The 15,636-nt window shown below is 45.4% G+C and carries 11 protein-coding genes; 5 read left to right on the plus strand and 6 right to left on the minus strand.

Features of this window, described 5'->3' with window-relative positions:
• Positions 1-6: 6 nt before the first annotated feature.
• From ileS to murJ, 3 genes are all read right to left on the minus strand, one after another.
• Positions 7-2,829 (minus strand): isoleucine--tRNA ligase, encoded by a 2,823-nt coding sequence (gene ileS, locus K0H60_RS15700; RefSeq protein WP_220056300.1) that lies wholly within the window; start codon positions 2,827-2,829, stop codon positions 7-9.
• A 32-nt stretch (positions 2,830-2,861) separates the two neighbouring features.
• Positions 2,862-3,797 carry a bifunctional riboflavin kinase/FAD synthetase gene (gene ribF / locus K0H60_RS15705; protein WP_023267621.1) on the minus strand — a complete coding sequence of 312 codons (936 nt, stop codon included), beginning with the start codon at positions 3,795-3,797 and terminating at the stop codon, positions 2,862-2,864.
• A 65-nt stretch (positions 3,798-3,862) separates the two neighbouring features.
• Positions 3,863-5,422: a murein biosynthesis integral membrane protein MurJ gene (murJ, locus tag K0H60_RS15710; protein WP_220056301.1), complete on the minus strand. Its 1,560-nt coding sequence runs from the start codon at positions 5,420-5,422 to the stop codon at positions 3,863-3,865.
• A 252-nt stretch (positions 5,423-5,674) separates the two neighbouring features.
• Here murJ and rpsT point away from each other — a divergent pair, with 252 nt between their 5' ends.
• Positions 5,675-5,941: a 30S ribosomal protein S20 gene (gene rpsT / locus K0H60_RS15715; protein ID WP_011623708.1), complete on the plus strand. Its 267-nt coding sequence runs from the start codon at positions 5,675-5,677 to the stop codon at positions 5,939-5,941.
• Between the two features lie 60 nt (positions 5,942-6,001).
• Here rpsT and K0H60_RS15720 read toward each other — a convergent pair whose 3' ends face one another.
• Positions 6,002-6,298 carry an ArsR/SmtB family transcription factor gene (locus K0H60_RS15720; protein ID WP_006084975.1) on the minus strand — a complete coding sequence of 99 codons (297 nt, stop codon included), beginning with the start codon at positions 6,296-6,298 and terminating at the stop codon, positions 6,002-6,004.
• 135 nt (positions 6,299-6,433) lie between these two features.
• Between K0H60_RS15720 and K0H60_RS15725 the strand changes: the two genes are divergently transcribed.
• Positions 6,434-7,840 (plus strand): M28 family metallopeptidase, encoded by a 1,407-nt coding sequence (locus K0H60_RS15725; protein ID WP_220056302.1) that lies wholly within the window; start codon positions 6,434-6,436, stop codon positions 7,838-7,840.
• Positions 7,841-7,911: 71 nt separating this feature from the next.
• Here K0H60_RS15725 and yaaA read toward each other — a convergent pair whose 3' ends face one another.
• Together yaaA and K0H60_RS15735 are read right to left on the minus strand one after the other, a co-directional pair.
• The gene (gene yaaA / locus K0H60_RS15730) at positions 7,912-8,685 is read right to left on the minus strand and encodes a peroxide stress protein YaaA (RefSeq protein ID WP_220056303.1); all 774 of its coding nucleotides are present in this window, start codon (positions 8,683-8,685) and stop codon (positions 7,912-7,914) included.
• 108 nt (positions 8,686-8,793) lie between these two features.
• On the minus strand, positions 8,794-10,260 hold the full coding sequence (locus K0H60_RS15735; protein ID WP_220056304.1) for an alanine/glycine:cation symporter family protein: 1,467 nt from the start codon (positions 10,258-10,260) through the stop codon (positions 8,794-8,796).
• Positions 10,261-10,690: 430 nt separating this feature from the next.
• Here K0H60_RS15735 and K0H60_RS15740 point away from each other — a divergent pair, with 430 nt between their 5' ends.
• The 3 genes from K0H60_RS15740 to tal all read left to right on the plus strand — a co-directional run bounded on the left by K0H60_RS15740 (position 10,691) and on the right by tal (position 15,620).
• On the plus strand, positions 10,691-13,057 hold the full coding sequence (locus K0H60_RS15740; protein ID WP_220056305.1) for a phosphoketolase family protein: 2,367 nt from the start codon (positions 10,691-10,693) through the stop codon (positions 13,055-13,057).
• A gap of 239 nt (positions 13,058-13,296) precedes the next feature.
• Positions 13,297-14,415, plus strand: a complete 1,119-nt coding sequence (locus K0H60_RS15745; protein WP_220056306.1) for an OmpA family protein — start codon at positions 13,297-13,299, stop codon at positions 14,413-14,415.
• 248 nt (positions 14,416-14,663) lie between these two features.
• Positions 14,664-15,620, plus strand: coding sequence for a transaldolase (gene tal, locus K0H60_RS15750; protein ID WP_039978392.1), 957 nt, complete (start codon positions 14,664-14,666; stop codon positions 15,618-15,620).
• Positions 15,621-15,636 lie beyond the last annotated feature (16 nt).

Consider the following 15,636-nt stretch of genomic DNA (forward strand, 5'->3'; position numbering starts at 1 on the left):
GATCCTTTACGCAAACAGACGAACTTCGCCGTCACCTTCAATATTGGTTACGCAGCGATGGCACAGCGTTGGGTGAGCCTCAATCGTGCCCACTTCTTCCCTGTGGTGCCAACAACGTTCGCATTTTTCAGCGGTAGTCGCACTGACCACTAACTTCAACGACGTCAGTTCGGTTTCAACGGCATCACTCGTCGCATCCGCCAATGGCAATACTTTGGCTTCAGAGGTCAACAGGACGAAACGCAGCTCATCACCAATGTGCGTTAACTGTTCAGTTAAGGCTGCATCAGCAAACAGTGTGACTTCGGCTTCTAAGGAACCACCAATACGTTTATCGCGGCGTGCTTGCTCGATGACCTTGTTGACTTCGTTACGCACAGTCAGCAGATTTTCCCAGTACGCATCGCTGAGATCAGTATCTAAAGTGATAGATTGCAGACCTTGATACCATTCTTGGGTAAACACGTAAGCATCACGCTGGCCTGGCAGTAATTGCCACACTTCATCGGCAGTAAAGCTCAGGATTGGCGCAATCCAACGCACCATAGCTTCGGCGATGTGGAACAGCGCCGATTGGCAGCTACGACGGGCATGTCCCTCTTGCTTAGCGGTGTACTGACGATCTTTGATGATGTCTAAGTAGAAGCTACCTAGCTCAACCGAGCAGAACTGCATCAGCTTTTGCGTCACAATATGGAAATTATATTGCTCGTAAGCTTCGATAATTTCTTGCTGCAGAGCTGCAGCGCGGCGCACCGCCCAACGGTCTAACGCCACCATATCTTCTACAGCCACTAAATCCTTAGCAGGGTCGAAGCCATTAAGGTTCGCCAGTAAGAAACGAGCGGTGTTACGAATACGGCGATAAGCATCGGCGCTACGGTTTAAGATTTCATCCGAGACGGTCATTTCACCGCTGTAGTCGGTTGCAGCAACCCAAAGACGCAGAATATCCGCACCTAACTTGTTGGTGACTTGCTGCGGCGCAATGACGTTACCGATAGATTTAGACATCTTGCGACCTTTACCATCAACGGTAAAGCCGTGGGTCAGCACTTGCTTGTAAGGTGCTTTGCCAGTCATGGCGGTAGAAATCATCAATGATGACATAAACCAACCACGGTGTTGGTCGCTACCTTCGAGGTACAAATCGACGCCATGACCATGAAACTCTGGACGCGCACCAACCACAGAAGCAAAGGTTGACCCTGAGTCGTACCATACGTCTAAGGTATCGGTCACTTTGCGGTATTGTTCGGCTTCTTCGCCCAGTAATTCGGCAGCATCGAGATCCCACCAAGCTTGAATGCCTTCCTGCTCAATGCGGTTGGCTACACGTGCCATTAACGACACGCTGTCTGGGTGCAGCTCTTCGGTTTCGCGGTGTACGAATAATGTAATTGGTACGCCCCAAGTACGTTGACGGGAGATACACCAATCAGGGCGATTCTCAACCATCTTTTCGATACGGCTTTGGCCCCAATCAGGGATCCATTGAGTCTGCTCAATTTCACCTAATGCTTGCTTACGCAGGTTGTGGTTATCCATTGAGATAAACCATTGCGGCGTAGCACGGAAGATAATGGGCGTTTTATGGCGCCAGCAGTGTGGATAGCTGTGACGGTACGCAACATGGTGTAATAGCGCGCCTTTTTCTTTCAGCAGGGCAACCACATTGTCGTTTGCTTTAAATACATGTTGACCGGCAAAGAACTCAGTATCTGGCTTGTAAACACCGTTATCACCAACTGGGTTTGCCACTTCTAAACCGTATTTTTGACCTACCACGAAGTCGTCTTGACCATGGCCAGGTGCCGTGTGAACCACACCCGTACCCGCGTCAGTCGTCACGTGGTCGCCTAAAATCGCAGGTACGTCAAAGGCTAAGAATGGATGCTTAAAGCGAACCAGCTCAAGTGCTGCGCCTTTAACTTTACCTAACACGCTGTGGCTCTCAGCGCCGTAACGCGTCATACAGGCTTCAACTAACACGTCGGCCAGAATAATTGCGTGAATCGCGCCCTCTTTCACAAATTCAACCAAGCTGTAATCCAGCTCTGGGCTGATAGATAACGCGCGGTTAGCAGGCAGTGTCCAAGGTGTAGTAGTCCAAATCACCATAGCGACAGGATGTGAGTAATCGCTTACACCAAACTGAGCGGCAACAGCTTTGCTATCATTCGCAGTAAAGGCCACATCAATAGCGGGAGAGGTTTTATCCTCGTATTCTACTTCGGCTTCGGCAAGGGCAGAACCACAGTCTGTACACCAATGAACAGGTTTTACACCTTTATGTAAGTGACCGTTTTCAATCACTTTTGATAGAGAGCGTACGATATTGGCTTCGGTGGCAAAATCCATCGTTAAATAAGGCTTTTGCCAATCGCCCAGCACGCCTAAACGAATAAAGTCTGCACGTTGGCCATCGACTTGCTCAGCCGCATATTTACGGCATTCTTCACGGAATTCGGCCGCAGAAATTTTTTGACCAGGCTTACCAACTTTTTGCTCTACTTTCAGTTCAATTGGCAGACCGTGGCAATCCCAACCAGGCACATAAGGCGCGTCAAAACCTGACATGGTTTTTGACTTAACAATAATGTCCTTAAGAATTTTGTTTACTGAGTGACCAATATGAATGCTGCCGTTCGCATACGGTGGGCCGTCATGCAAAATAAAAGGTGTGCGGCCAATTCGGCTATCACGGATCTGCTGATACAGACCGTCTTTCGTCCAGCGCTCTAACATTTCTGGCTCGCGATTTGCCAAATTACCACGCATCGGAAACTCAGTTTCCGGCAAATTCAAAGTAAATTTATAGTCGCTCATTGATCCTATACCGTTAATTAAACTGATAAATATCAGCCTGCATCGTTACCAAATAAAGCTCTGGCCTCATTTGCATCATTCAAAATCTGTTGTTTTAGTGCATCCAATGAATCAAAGGGTTGTTCATCGCGAAGTTTTGCCACTAACTCAACCTCAACATGCTTGCCATAAATGTCACCTTCAAAATCAAAAAGATGCACCTCAAGCTGACAAACTTGACCATTTACGGTCGGGCGGAAGCCAATGTTGGCCACCCCTTCATAAATATCGCTATCTTCCCAATAGAGTTTTACCGCAAACACCCCGCGCACGGGCACCACATTGCGCTTGAGGGCAATATTCGCGGTAGGAAAACCTATGGTTCGACCAATTTTTTGGCCATGGGCCACGCGGCCGCTTAAGGTAAAGGGATGACCGAGTAAGCGTCTTGCCTGCTCTAGATTCCCTTTAGCCAATTGTTCTCTTACCGCGGTCGAACTCACTCGTTGCGAACCCACCATAAAACTTTGAGTGCTGACCACGGTAAAGCCATAACGAGCTCCCGCCTGCATCAGCATTTCAAAATTGCCTTTTCGGCCTTGACCAAAGCAAAAGTCATCGCCAACGACGAGGTATTTCACCCCGAGTTTACGCACCAGCAGTTCTTCGATGAAATGCTCCGCCGGTTGATCTGCAAAGGCACGATTGAAGTTAACACACACTAACCGTTCAACGCCTAACTCATCGAGCAGGATGATTTTATCCCGCAATAGGCTCAGACGCGCGGGCGCATTCTCACCACGGAATAACTCCTGTGGTTGAGGTTCAAATGTCATCACAGTCGGCGGTAGCGAGAGCTGTTTGGCCTTTTGCACCAGATTAGCAATCACCTGTGCATGGCCGCGATGCACGCCATCAAAATTACCTATCGTCAGCACACAGCCATGGTGAGATGACAAAATGTTATGTATACCGCGGATTAATTCCATAACTTTAGACAACTGCCAAGCGCAAATCGGCTGATTATATAACAGCTAACGATAAGAATCAGCAATCAAACTCCCCGTTTCATTGACCAAGGACGAATTCCTAACGCCAATAAGCCAAGTAAATACGTCATAGCGCCAACAGCAATCAAACCAATCAAAGCCTTAGCACGCCCAACTAACTGCCATTCCAACCATTGGGATTGCGTAGGTAAGAAATAGTACAAGACTACCACCATCAAGGCCGTTGAAACCACGGCTTTAAGGAAAAACACCACTGTTGGCTTAGAAATTCGGTAAACACCCGCTTTGTGTAGGCCGCGATATAAAAGGGTCGCATTCAGTAAAGCCGACAACGATGTCGCAATCGCTAAGCCAACATAACCAAAGGGAATCGCAAAAATGAGGTTAAAGCCCATGTTAGTGATCATGGCGATAATGCCGTAACGCACAGGAGTCTTTGTGTCTTGGCGTGAGTAATATCCAGGCGCTAACACTTTGATAAGCATAAAACTGAGTAAACCACTGCCATAAGCCATCAAGCTGTAGGATGCCATCTCGACGTCTTGGATAGAGAAGGCCCCGCGCATAAACAGCACCATCAACATGGGCTGAGCGAGCACAATCAACCCCATCATGGCGGGTAATCCTAATAAAAGAATCGCCTTAATGCCCCAATCCATGGTTTTACCAAAGCCATCCCCTTCGGCATTCACATGATTACGCGATAAAGCAGGTAAAATCACGGTGCCAATGGCGATACCGAATAAACCGAGTGGAAATTCTAATAAGCGGTCTGAATAGTAAAGCCAGCTGATGGAGCCCGTCATTAGGAAGCTGGCAATGAAGGTATCGAATAATAGATTGATTTGTGAGACTGACACACCAAACAGCGCTGGGATCATCAAGGTTCTGATCTTCACGACACCAGGATGTTTCCAGCCCCATGACGGTTTAACTAAGGCCTTTTCTCTAAGTAAGAAGGGAATCTGGAATAAAAACTGAATTAAACCACCACAGAACACCCCCCATGCCAAGGTAATTTCAGGCTGAGAAGACGTCGGCGCAAAAAACATTGCAGCCGCAATAATAGCCACGTTTAAGAATACAGGGGTAAAGGCTGATACGGCAAAACGCCCACGAGTATTTAGGATGGACCCAGCTAACGCGGTAAAGGTGATAAACCATAAATACGGAAAGGTGATTTTAAGCACAACGGTTGCCAGCTCAAACTTGGCGCCATCGGGCTCATTGTTAAGCCAAGCCACAAACCAGCCGCCACCAAATAAGGCCGACAATACGGGGGATGCGATGACACCGACAAGCGTCACAATGGTCACCAACAGCCCTAAAGTTCCCGCCACTTTACTGAGTAACTCTCGAGTCTCATCCGATGTATGTTTTTCTTGATATTCGGTAAGTACGGGAACAAATGCCTGAGCAAAAGCACCTTCAGCAAATAATCGGCGTAAAAAGTTAGGAATTTTATTAGCGAAGAAAAAAACGTCGGCGCTTGTCCCTGCCCCCATTAAATTGGCAACAACTACATCTCGAACCAAACCTAAAACACGAGAAATCAACGTCATAGCACTAACAATCATGCCAGATTTCAATAATTTTTTACTCAAACGTCCCCCAGACCTACATCGAATGGATTAGGTGATTCATCTCAAAAAATCGACTCAGGCTCTGTCACACTGCGGCAATAGCTGTTAGAATTGCGCCACATATTACACGAGTTGGGTTGAAGATAGCCAAGGCGGGTTGAATTAATTTATCTTTATGATGATTATTCAATCATAGTCATTGACAAAGTGACTAAATGCAGGCATATTCCTCGGCCTTTAAAAGTATCAAATCCAGTTTTTAGGAGTTGCACCTTGGCTAATAGCAAGTCTGCAAAGAAGCGCGCGCTTCAATCTGAAAAGCGTCGTCAGCACAACGCCAGCCGTCGCTCAATGTTACGTACATACGTTAAAAAAGTAATCGCTGCTATCAAAGCTGGCGATCACAAAACAGCAACTGAAGCTTTCGCTGCTGCACAACCAATCGTTGACCGTATGGCGACTAAAGGCCTTATTCACAAGAATAAAGCTGCCCGTCATAAGGCTCGTTTGAACGCTAAGATCAAAGCACTGGCTGCTTAATTTTCTTAGTGAATAAAAAAAACCGGCAATTGCCGGTTTTTTTATATCTGATGATTACCATTAATGACAATAAATATTGTTAAGTAAATGGATCATCTCACGCACTTCATCACTCTTAAGCGAATAAAATACGGTTTGCGCTTCTTTGCGTGTGGTTACTAAATTATCTTTGCGTAACCAAGCAAGGTGTTGTGATAGTGCCGATTGACTTAAGCCTAATTTTTTATTCATTTCGCCAACGCACATTTCACCTTCGTTCAATAAATAACAAAGGATAAATAAACGGCGTTCGTTTGCGAGTGCTTTTAATAGCACTACGGCATGATCGGCTCGCTCCTGCATCAATTCAATATTCATTACGCACTTTTTCTCCTAAAACTAACCCCTGCGCTAATATAGCGTTGCCTTACAGATATAGTCGGGACATAAAGCACACTTTTTGCTAGATTGTTTTCAAAAATGGGACATGCTTAATAAAAATAAAGGAAACCTATGAAATCCTACCAAACAACATTGATAACTGGTCTATTTATTGGCGGTTTGAGCGCTTGTCAAACCCACGTAGAAACACCCGTAAAAAACGATATTCCCGCTCAATTACAGCAAACCGCATTAGCTTCATCCTTAGGGTATGACATCGTCGAATCCCTTACGGTTGAAGTTGGACCACGCCTTGCAGGTAGTCCAAAAGACATTATTGCCGTGAACTGGGCAATGAATAAGTTAACCAGTCTCGGGTTTGATAAGGTTTATAAAGAGCCAGTACAGGTTCCTATTTGGGAGCGTGGCGAAGCCAAAGCCAAGATTATCTCGCCGGTAGAACAGCCCTTAGTGATCACAGCCCTCGGTGGTAGTGTTGCAACACCAGTAGAAGGCATTAAGGCTAAAATTGCACGTTTTGATAGCCTTGCGGCACTACAAGCGGCAAATCCTGAAGATGTAAAAGGCAAGATTGCCTTTATCGATCAAAAAACTGAACGTCACATCACGGGTGAAGGTTATGGCAAAAGTGTCGGCGGCCGCTCAAAAGGCGCAGTCGCTGCGGCGCAAAAGGGAGCCGTTGCAATCGTCATTCGCTCCATTGGCACCGACCATGACCGCATGGCGCACACCGGCGTAATGCGTTATCAAGATGGAGTCGCTAAAATCCCTGCGGCAGCGATGTCAAATCCCGATGCCGATTTAATCGATGCCATGTTAAAACGCGATCCGAATGCGGTGCTCGAGCTGCATATGTCACCGAAGGATTTAGGTACGAATACCTCTTATAATGTGATTGCAGAAGTCACTGGCAGTAGTAAACCCAATGAAATCGTGCTGATTGGCGCCCATTTAGATTCTTGGGATGAAGGGACGGGTGCGATTGATGATGGCGCTGGCGTTGCGATTGTGACTGCCGCGGCGAAACATATTCAAGATCTTCCCCAAAAGCCCGCGCGTACTGTACGAGTGGTACTTTACGCTGCCGAAGAAATTGGCTTAGTGGGAGGCAAAGCTTATGCTGAAGCACATAAAGCCGAGCTACCTCTGCATTATATTGCTGCCGAATCGGATTTTGGTGCGGGCCCGATTTATCAAATCGATACTAAGGTAAATGATAGCGTTTTTGCACAAGTCCAAGAGAGCATAAAACCAATGACATATAACGGTGTCGCCCTTGGTAATAATCAGGCCTCTGGCGGCCCTGATGTCTCCATGTTGCCCGCATTAGGCGTACCAGTTGCGTCATTAAGACAGGATGGCCACGATTACTTCGATTATCACCATACACCTAACGACACCTTGGATAAAATCGATCCTAAGGCGCTCGCACAAAATGTGGCGGCATATGCACAATTTGCCTATATCATGGCGAACTCAAATCTAGTATTAACACCGATTAGTACTGAGTCGAAATAATCTTCTGCCAGCACATCCTTCGTAAATAAAAAGAGCAGCCTAGGCTGCTCTTTTTATTTACGCATTATAAGTTACTGCGCTTCACGCAAGAATGTTGGCTCATTCGGTTTACTCAACTCTTCACTGTAGTAATAACCTGCCACATCAAACGCTTTTAATTCCTCAATCGAACTCACTTGCTGGTCAATGATATATCTTGCCATCATTCCCCTTGCCTTTTTAGCAAAAAAACTGATGACTTTATATTGGCCATTTTTAAAATCTTTAAAGACAGGAGTGATTAATTGACCTGCTAATTGTTTTGGTTTTATCGCCTTGAAATATTCATTGGATGCAAGATTGATAATGATGTCATCCCCCTGCGCAGCGACCGCATTATTGACCGCTTCGGTGAGAGTATTACCCCAAAAATCGTAGAGATTCTTACCTTTAGGATTGGCAAGCGCAGTCCCCATTTCTAAGCGGTAAGGTAAAATCAAATCCAAGGGGCGCAGTAAACCATAGAGCCCAGATAAAATACGCAACTGTGACTGGCTGCGTTCAAGCTGTTCGGGTGTCAGCGTATCTGCATCAAAACCCGTGTAAACATCGCCTCTAAAAGCAAAAATCGCCTGCTTAGCATTATCAATCCTGTAATCGGGTTTCCACTCCCCAAAACGCGCGGCATTTAAGCCTGCGATGTTATCGCTCACCTTCATTAATGTTGCAATGTCACTGGGGGTTAACCGTTGGCAGACTTGAATGAGCTCTTGGCTATGAGCTAAAAAATCGGGCCGAGTGTGGGTTTGAGTCAAGGGAGGTTGCTCAAAATCTAGGGTTTTCGCCGGTGAAACCAAAATCAACATTAACACGCTCCAACAAATAAAATACGCCACTATGATACTGAACAAGCATAAAAAAACCACGTACGGATGACGTGGTTTTTCCGATAGCGCTAATCAGTGAACTTGAGTTTATCGACTGACCGCTGATTCAGGACGGTTTTTAGTCAACTCCTTGGCACTATTATCCTGCCAAATACCATCATCGAGTTGTTCCATCAATTCGGGGAACTTACTGCGATCGAACTCAGGCATTTTGCCACTCTTCAATTGCTCACAGTAATCGTTGATAACCCGTATCGCCAAACCAGATAACAGCAGCAATGCAATGATATTGACCGTGGCCATCAGTCCCATAGACACATCCGCTAAGTTCCACACTAAGCTGATTTTGGCCACAGCACCAAACATCACCATGCCTAATACGCACAGGCGGAATAGCGGTAACGCCTTAGTGCTGTTACCCGTTAAAAACATCACATTCGTTTCGGCATAAGAATAGTTAGCAATGATAGAGGTAAAGCAGAATAGGAAAATGGCTATAGCAATAAAGGCGCCGCCCCAATCACCTACATGATTTGACATCGCGTTGATGGTGAGACGAATGCCATCTTCGCTAGAACCGATATCGCCTGAAAGCAAAATAATTGCCGCTGTTGCTGTACAGATAACGATGGTATCGACAAACACTCCCATCATCTGCACAAAACCTTGGGATGCAGGATGATTAGGATTAGGTGAAGCACTCGCCGCCACGTTTGCCGCGCTGCCCATCCCTGCCTCGTTTGAGAACAAACCACGGGCAATACCGGCTTGCATAGCCTGAGCGACCGTATAAGCAACACCACCTGCGGCGGCCTCTTGCCAACCAAACGCACTCTTTACAATCAAGCTGATGATGGCTGGCAGTTGATCTAAATTGAACAGCACGATAATAAAGGCGATCAGAATATAAGCCAGTGCCATGATAGGCACGATAAACTCTGACACTCGCGCAACTTTACGTAAGCCGCCGACAATCACAAAACCACTGGCTAACACTAAGCCGATACCCACATAGGTCGGGTTGAAGCCAAACACCCGCTCCATTGCGCCTGTAATGGTATTGGCTTGCACCGCGTTAAACACCAAACCAAAGGCGATGATCAGGAAGAAAGCGAACAATACCCCCATCCATCTCTGACCAAGTCCCTTCTCCATATAATAAGAAGGACCGCCGCGGAACTGACCGTTGGTGTCTCGAACCTTATATACTTGTGCAAGAGTCGACTCCACCATAGCCGTCGCCATACCCAACATGGCGATTAACCACATCCAGAACACAGCGCCAGGTCCAGCTGCACCAATCGCCACAGCTACACCGGCCATGTTTCCAGCACCAACCCGAGCGGCCATACTGGTACAAAAGACTTGGAATGAAGACAGACCACTTTCACAGCCTTGGCGGCTCATGGTCATAACTTTTAGAGAGTGCTTGAAGTGTGTAAGTTGAATAAATACAAGTCGTAAGGTGAAATAAAGCCCCGCACCCACCAATCCGTAAACGAGCAATTTGCCCCAGAGCAGTGCGTTCAAAAAGTTTACAATCGTTTCTAACATATTATTTTACTTCTTCCCGTAGCAAATGCCCGCCTCCACCTATACTTAGCGAGGTGCAACATTTGTGGTGAATGAATCCTTCCAAATAAAGGTAAGAATATCGGTAGATTTATTCTTTCAAATTATCCTTCCGTGAATTTACAACATCACGGCTACCGAATTCAACGCAGCAAAATAGCACAGTATTCGAAATTACTCATGTGATCAAGCCTAGGTTTGCATCGTTAAATAGCTACAACCTCACACTCGTAAAGCTTAGATAAGTCACTGTTAATATTAAATTAACAATTTAACAAACTTAATCCACATGCGTTAACGACGAACACAAGTTTTAAAATTTGGATGCAGGGCACATTTTTGTAAGAAAATTACAAATATAGTAATCCCAACACAACACAGTTCAATTCCGTCTGCTCTAGTGAGGCTTAATATGACGACTACACATGAGATAAATGCTCTTAAAAAATATGTAAGAGCCACTAACTTCCTCGCCACCTCTCAGATTTACCTAAAGCAAAACGTATTACATAAGCGCCCACTTGCGCATTCGGACATTAAACCTCGCCTGTTAGGGCACTGGGGGACTTGTCCGGGGATTAACTTCGTTTATGCCAACGTCAACCGACTCATTGTAAAACATAATCGTCCTTTCATTTACTTAGTCGGCCCAGGCCATGGTTTCCCAGCAGTACAAGCTAACCTATTCATCGAAGGCTCACTCAGCCACTTTTATCCAGAAACCATTCCTTATAATGAAACCGGTATCGAAGATATCTGTAAGAAGTTTTCGGCAGCCTATGGTTACCCTTCCCACGCAAACCCTGAAGCACCCGGTCAAATCCTCGAAGGGGGAGAATTAGGTTACTCGTTAGCTGTAGGTTGGGGCGCGGTATTAGACAATCCTGATCTTATCGCAACCGTGTTAGTGGGTGACGGTGAATCAGAAACCGGTCCTCTAGCAGCCTCTTGGTATGCAAACCGTTTAGTCTCCCCTGCCACCAACGGTGCAGTGTTACCTATAGTACATATCAACGGCTATAAAATTTCAGGCCCAACCCGTATGGGACGCATGAGCCATGAAGAGCTAGATCTTGAATTCCGTGGTCTTGGTTATCACCCCATTATTGTCGACAGCGAAGCGGAAGAAGATATCTACGTCCAAATGACAACCGCGATGGATACAGCTTATAGCATGATCAATGATATCCAAACCCGCGCACGCAAGGGTGAAGATATTGTCAAACCTCGCTGGCCAGTGATCTTAATGCGCACCGCCAAAGGCTGGACAGGTGTAAGCGAGTATAATGGTACAAAATTAGAAGGTAACTGCGAATCGCACCAAGTTATCGTCAACAAATGTGCGACGGATAAAGGCCACCTCAGCGCACTGGATAACTGGTTGGCTAGCTATCAGTTCCAAGAGCTTTACCAAATCAATGGCCAGGGTGAACTGATTTTTGATGCGGATATTAGCTCCTTGATCCCACCTAAGCATTTAGCTTGTGGTCGCCAACATCTCACTTATGGTGGTGAAGTCGTTAGAGCGTTATCCAATCCAGATCTCGAAAAGCTCAGCTATGGCCCAGAAGTGCCACGCGGACACCGTGGTTACTCTATGTTGAAAATGGGTCAATGGATGCGTGATGCATTCAAACTGAACCGTGACCAACGTAACTTACGTATCTTTAGCCCAGATGAAACCTATTCAAACCAACTGCAAGCGGTATTTGAAGAAACCGATCGCGCATGGCAATGGCCAATTGAAAACTGGGACGAGGATATGACTCGTGATGGCCGCGTGCTCGAGTTACTCTCTGAGAACTTGCTATTTGGTATGTTACATGGCTACACAGTAACGGGTCGCCACGGCATGTTCCCAACCTATGAGTCTTTCTCACAGGTCGTATCTTCAATGGCCGACCAATACTGTAAATATGTTTACGCCAGCCAAGGGGTGCATTTCCGTAAACCTTTACCGGCGTGCAACGTAGTACTTTCTTCACTATTAGAGCGTCAGGATCACAACGGTTACTCGCATCAAAACCCATCGTTCCTTGGTGCGATGTTAGAAAAACATCCAAAGATTATCTCTGCTTATTTACCTGCTGATGCAAACAGCACCTTAGTTTATACCGAACGCGCTTTTGCGGATCGTGACAAACTAAACATCCTAGTAGCCGGTAAAAAAGAACTACCACAATGGTTGAGCTTAGAAGAAGCACGTAAACAAGCTAAAGACGGTGTGATGGTGTGGGATTTTGCTTCAGATGAAAATCCAGATATCGTGCTTGCAGGTTGTGGTGATTATGTCACTCAAGAATGTATGGCCTCTTTAGTGATTATTCGTGAACTGTTACCAAGGGTCAGAATTCGTTTTGTCAGCGTGACCGAATTAAGCAGTGATGGCTTAGGTAGCCGTAAATTTAAAGAAAAACCATGGATGATGGATGAAATATTTACCCAAGATAAAGGGGTAGTATTTAACTATCACGGTTATCCAAATACGATCAAAAAGTTAATTTTTGACTACAAAGGAAGTCGCCGTTTCAGAATTAAAGGTTATGAGGAAGAAGGTTCAACAACAACACCATTTGATATGGGTGTTCGCAATGGCACTTCTCGCTATCACCTTGTTATTGATATGGCTTACAAACTATTCCAGCAAGGCGTCATTGATGAAACTAAGCACGTTTCAATCACGACCGATATGCTGCAACGACTGGTTGATCATCGCAACTATATTAAAGCAAACGGTGTTGACCCTGTTGAAATTGAAAATTGGGTTTGGACTCGTTAATTCAAAACTTAATTAACAAGTTTGATACAATTAAAAGGCATCCTTCGGGATGCCTTTTTAACATCAATCAAAAGTAATAATATTCTATTCGATAAAAAAACTTCAGAGTAAGCACTGGAAAAATTTAACAAATGCAGTGATAATTAATCGCTGGCTACAATACCAAAGGATCCCCACACTAAGTGCTAGCAATGTTTTGCATAAAACCTGCAAAGCATATTGGTGGAGAATCATAAACAATGGACTTAGAGAAAATGATGAAGAATACATTAAAAGTAGTTTTGCTTACATCAATGCTTCCACTTGCTGCCAGTGCATCTCAAGAGCTAACACCTTGGTATGTTGGTGCAGGTTTAGGCGTTAATAACTATGAACACATTGCAACTGATAACGGCGATGACAACCCATACGCATGGGACATTTTCGCTGGCTATATGTTTAATGACTACTTTGGTGCAGAAATCGGCTATCGTGATCTAGGTAGTGCTGATTGGACCTATGCAGGCATTGGCAATGATGCAGATGTAAAAGGTGCAACTCTTGGCTTAGTGGGCGTGTGGCCACTAGGTAACCGTTGGAGCCTGTCTGCTGAAGCTGGCGCAATGTACTACACCCTAGAAAACAACCAACGCGTTGGTGGCGTATCTAGTTCTTACAGCGAAAACGACTTCGCACCTTACTTCGGTGCAGGTGTTGGCTATAACTTCACTGATAACCTGAAGTTACAAGCTAAATACCGTCGCTATGAAAACTTAGATGATAACGCTGGCGCTAACGCTATCGTTCCAGTAAATGCAGACAGCAACTACTGGGGCTTAGAATTAAGCTACCGTTTCGGTTCTCCAGCGGCTCCAGTAGCTGCAGCCGTTGTTGCAGCAACTCCAGTTGATTCTGACAACGATGGTGTTTACGACGATAAAGATCAGTGCCCAGCAACTCCAGCAACTCACAAAGTTGACTCTGTTGGCTGTACTATCTACGAAAACGTTAAGAAGCAAGAAGATGTAGGTTCTATCCAGTTTGCTAACGATTCTGCAGTAGTGAAGAAAGAGTACTACAAAGACATCGAAAGACTGGCTAACTACATGAACAAGAACCCAGAATTCACTGTTGAAATTGCTGGTCACGCTTCTAACGTAGGTAAACCAGAATACAACATGGTTCTGTCTGACAAGCGTGCTGACGCTGTTGCTAAGATCCTTGTTGAAAAATATGGCATCAGCCAAAGCCGTGTAACTTCTAACGGTTACGGTATCACTAAGCCATTAGTGGCTGGTGACTCTAAAGAAGCTCATGCAGCTAACCGCCGCATCGAAGCTATCGTGACAACTACTGAAAAACAACCTGTTCTGAAGTAATTGCACTCTTAAGAATAAAAAAGTCGCTGCTTGCAGCGACTTTTTATTTTTATAACATCTACACTATGCAATCTGATGATGCTTAGCTAATCGTTGTAATGCAATCACAGCTTTTCGCGCTAATACGATATAGTTTTACCATTTTTGTAATTTTTTTACATTGATGGTTGGAAAAGTTGGCAAAATCGCTTCTAATAGTCATCAGTTCATTTCTGAGTTTAGACCGCTATCTGAGAAGGATGTTTTTCATGGCAAATACATTAGAGCAACTCAAGTCATACACTACGATTGTGGCCGATACTGGCGATATTGAAGCGATCAAGCGCTATCAGCCAGAAGACGCAACGACCAACCCATCACTCATCTTAAAAGCGGCTCAAATCCCCGAGTATAGCGCTCTAATCGACAATGCTATCGCATGGGCTAAATTACAAAGTGCTGATATTGAGCAACAGATTGATGATGCCAGCGATAAGCTTGCCGTGAACATTGGCGTGGAAATTCTGAAACTGGTTCCAGGCCGTATTTCAACTGAAGTCGATGCCCGCTTGTCCTTCGATAAAGAAAAATCCATTGCGAAAGCGCACAAACTAGTACGTCTGTACCAAGAAGCTGGCGTGGATAAATCTCGCATTCTGATCAAATTAGCCTCAACTTGGGAAGGCATTTGTGCCGCCAAAGAGTTAGAGCAAGAAGGCATCAACTGTAACTTAACCCTACTATTTAGCTTCGCTCAAGCGCGTGCCTGTGCTGAAGCTGGCGTGTACTTAATTTCTCCATTCGTTGGCCGCATCCTCGACTGGTACAAAAAAGACACAGGTAAAGACTATGACGCAGTAAATGATCCTGGTGTCGTTTCTGTGACTGAAATTTACAACTACTACAAACAGCATGGCTATAACACAGTCGTCATGGGGGCAAGTTTCCGTAATATCGGTGAAATCATCGAATTAGCGGGTTGTGACCGCCTGACTATTGGCCCTTCATTACTCGAAGAGCTGGCAAACTCTCAAGTTGCTATTCAACCTAAACTGCTTCCTGCCAGCACCACAGTTGCTGCGGGTGAGCCTTTAACCGAAGCGCAATTCCGCTGGGACTTCAACCAAGATCCTATGGCTGTCGACAAGTTAGCAGAAGGTATCCGCAACTTCGCCATCGACCAAGGCAAACTCGAAGTCATGCTCAAGGCAAAACTGGCAAACTAAGTATCTTCGGAGACGA

Source organism: Shewanella mangrovisoli (assembly GCF_019457635.1).
Lineage (GTDB): Bacteria > Pseudomonadota > Gammaproteobacteria > Enterobacterales > Shewanellaceae > Shewanella > Shewanella mangrovisoli.

Bases quoted from the DNA above. Each gene is read 5' to 3' on its own strand.
- yaaA (WP_220056303.1), bottom strand. From the start codon at position 8,685: ATGTTGATTTTGGTTTCACCGGCGAAAACCCTAGATTTTGAGCAACCT.
- ileS (WP_220056300.1), bottom strand. From the start codon at position 2,829: ATGAGCGACTATAAATTTACTTTGAATTTGCCGGAAACTGAGTTTCCG.
- K0H60_RS15740 (WP_220056305.1), top strand. From the start codon at position 10,691: ATGACGACTACACATGAGATAAATGCTCTTAAAAAATATGTAAGAGCC.
- K0H60_RS15745 (WP_220056306.1), top strand. From the start codon at position 13,297: ATGGACTTAGAGAAAATGATGAAGAATACATTAAAAGTAGTTTTGCTT.
- ribF (WP_023267621.1), bottom strand. From the start codon at position 3,797: ATGGAATTAATCCGCGGTATACATAACATTTTGTCATCTCACCATGGC.
- K0H60_RS15735 (WP_220056304.1), bottom strand. From the start codon at position 10,260: ATGTTAGAAACGATTGTAAACTTTTTGAACGCACTGCTCTGGGGCAAA.
- tal (WP_039978392.1), top strand. From the start codon at position 14,664: ATGGCAAATACATTAGAGCAACTCAAGTCATACACTACGATTGTGGCC.
- K0H60_RS15720 (WP_006084975.1), bottom strand. From the start codon at position 6,298: ATGAATATTGAATTGATGCAGGAGCGAGCCGATCATGCCGTAGTGCTA.
- K0H60_RS15725 (WP_220056302.1), top strand. From the start codon at position 6,434: ATGAAATCCTACCAAACAACATTGATAACTGGTCTATTTATTGGCGGT.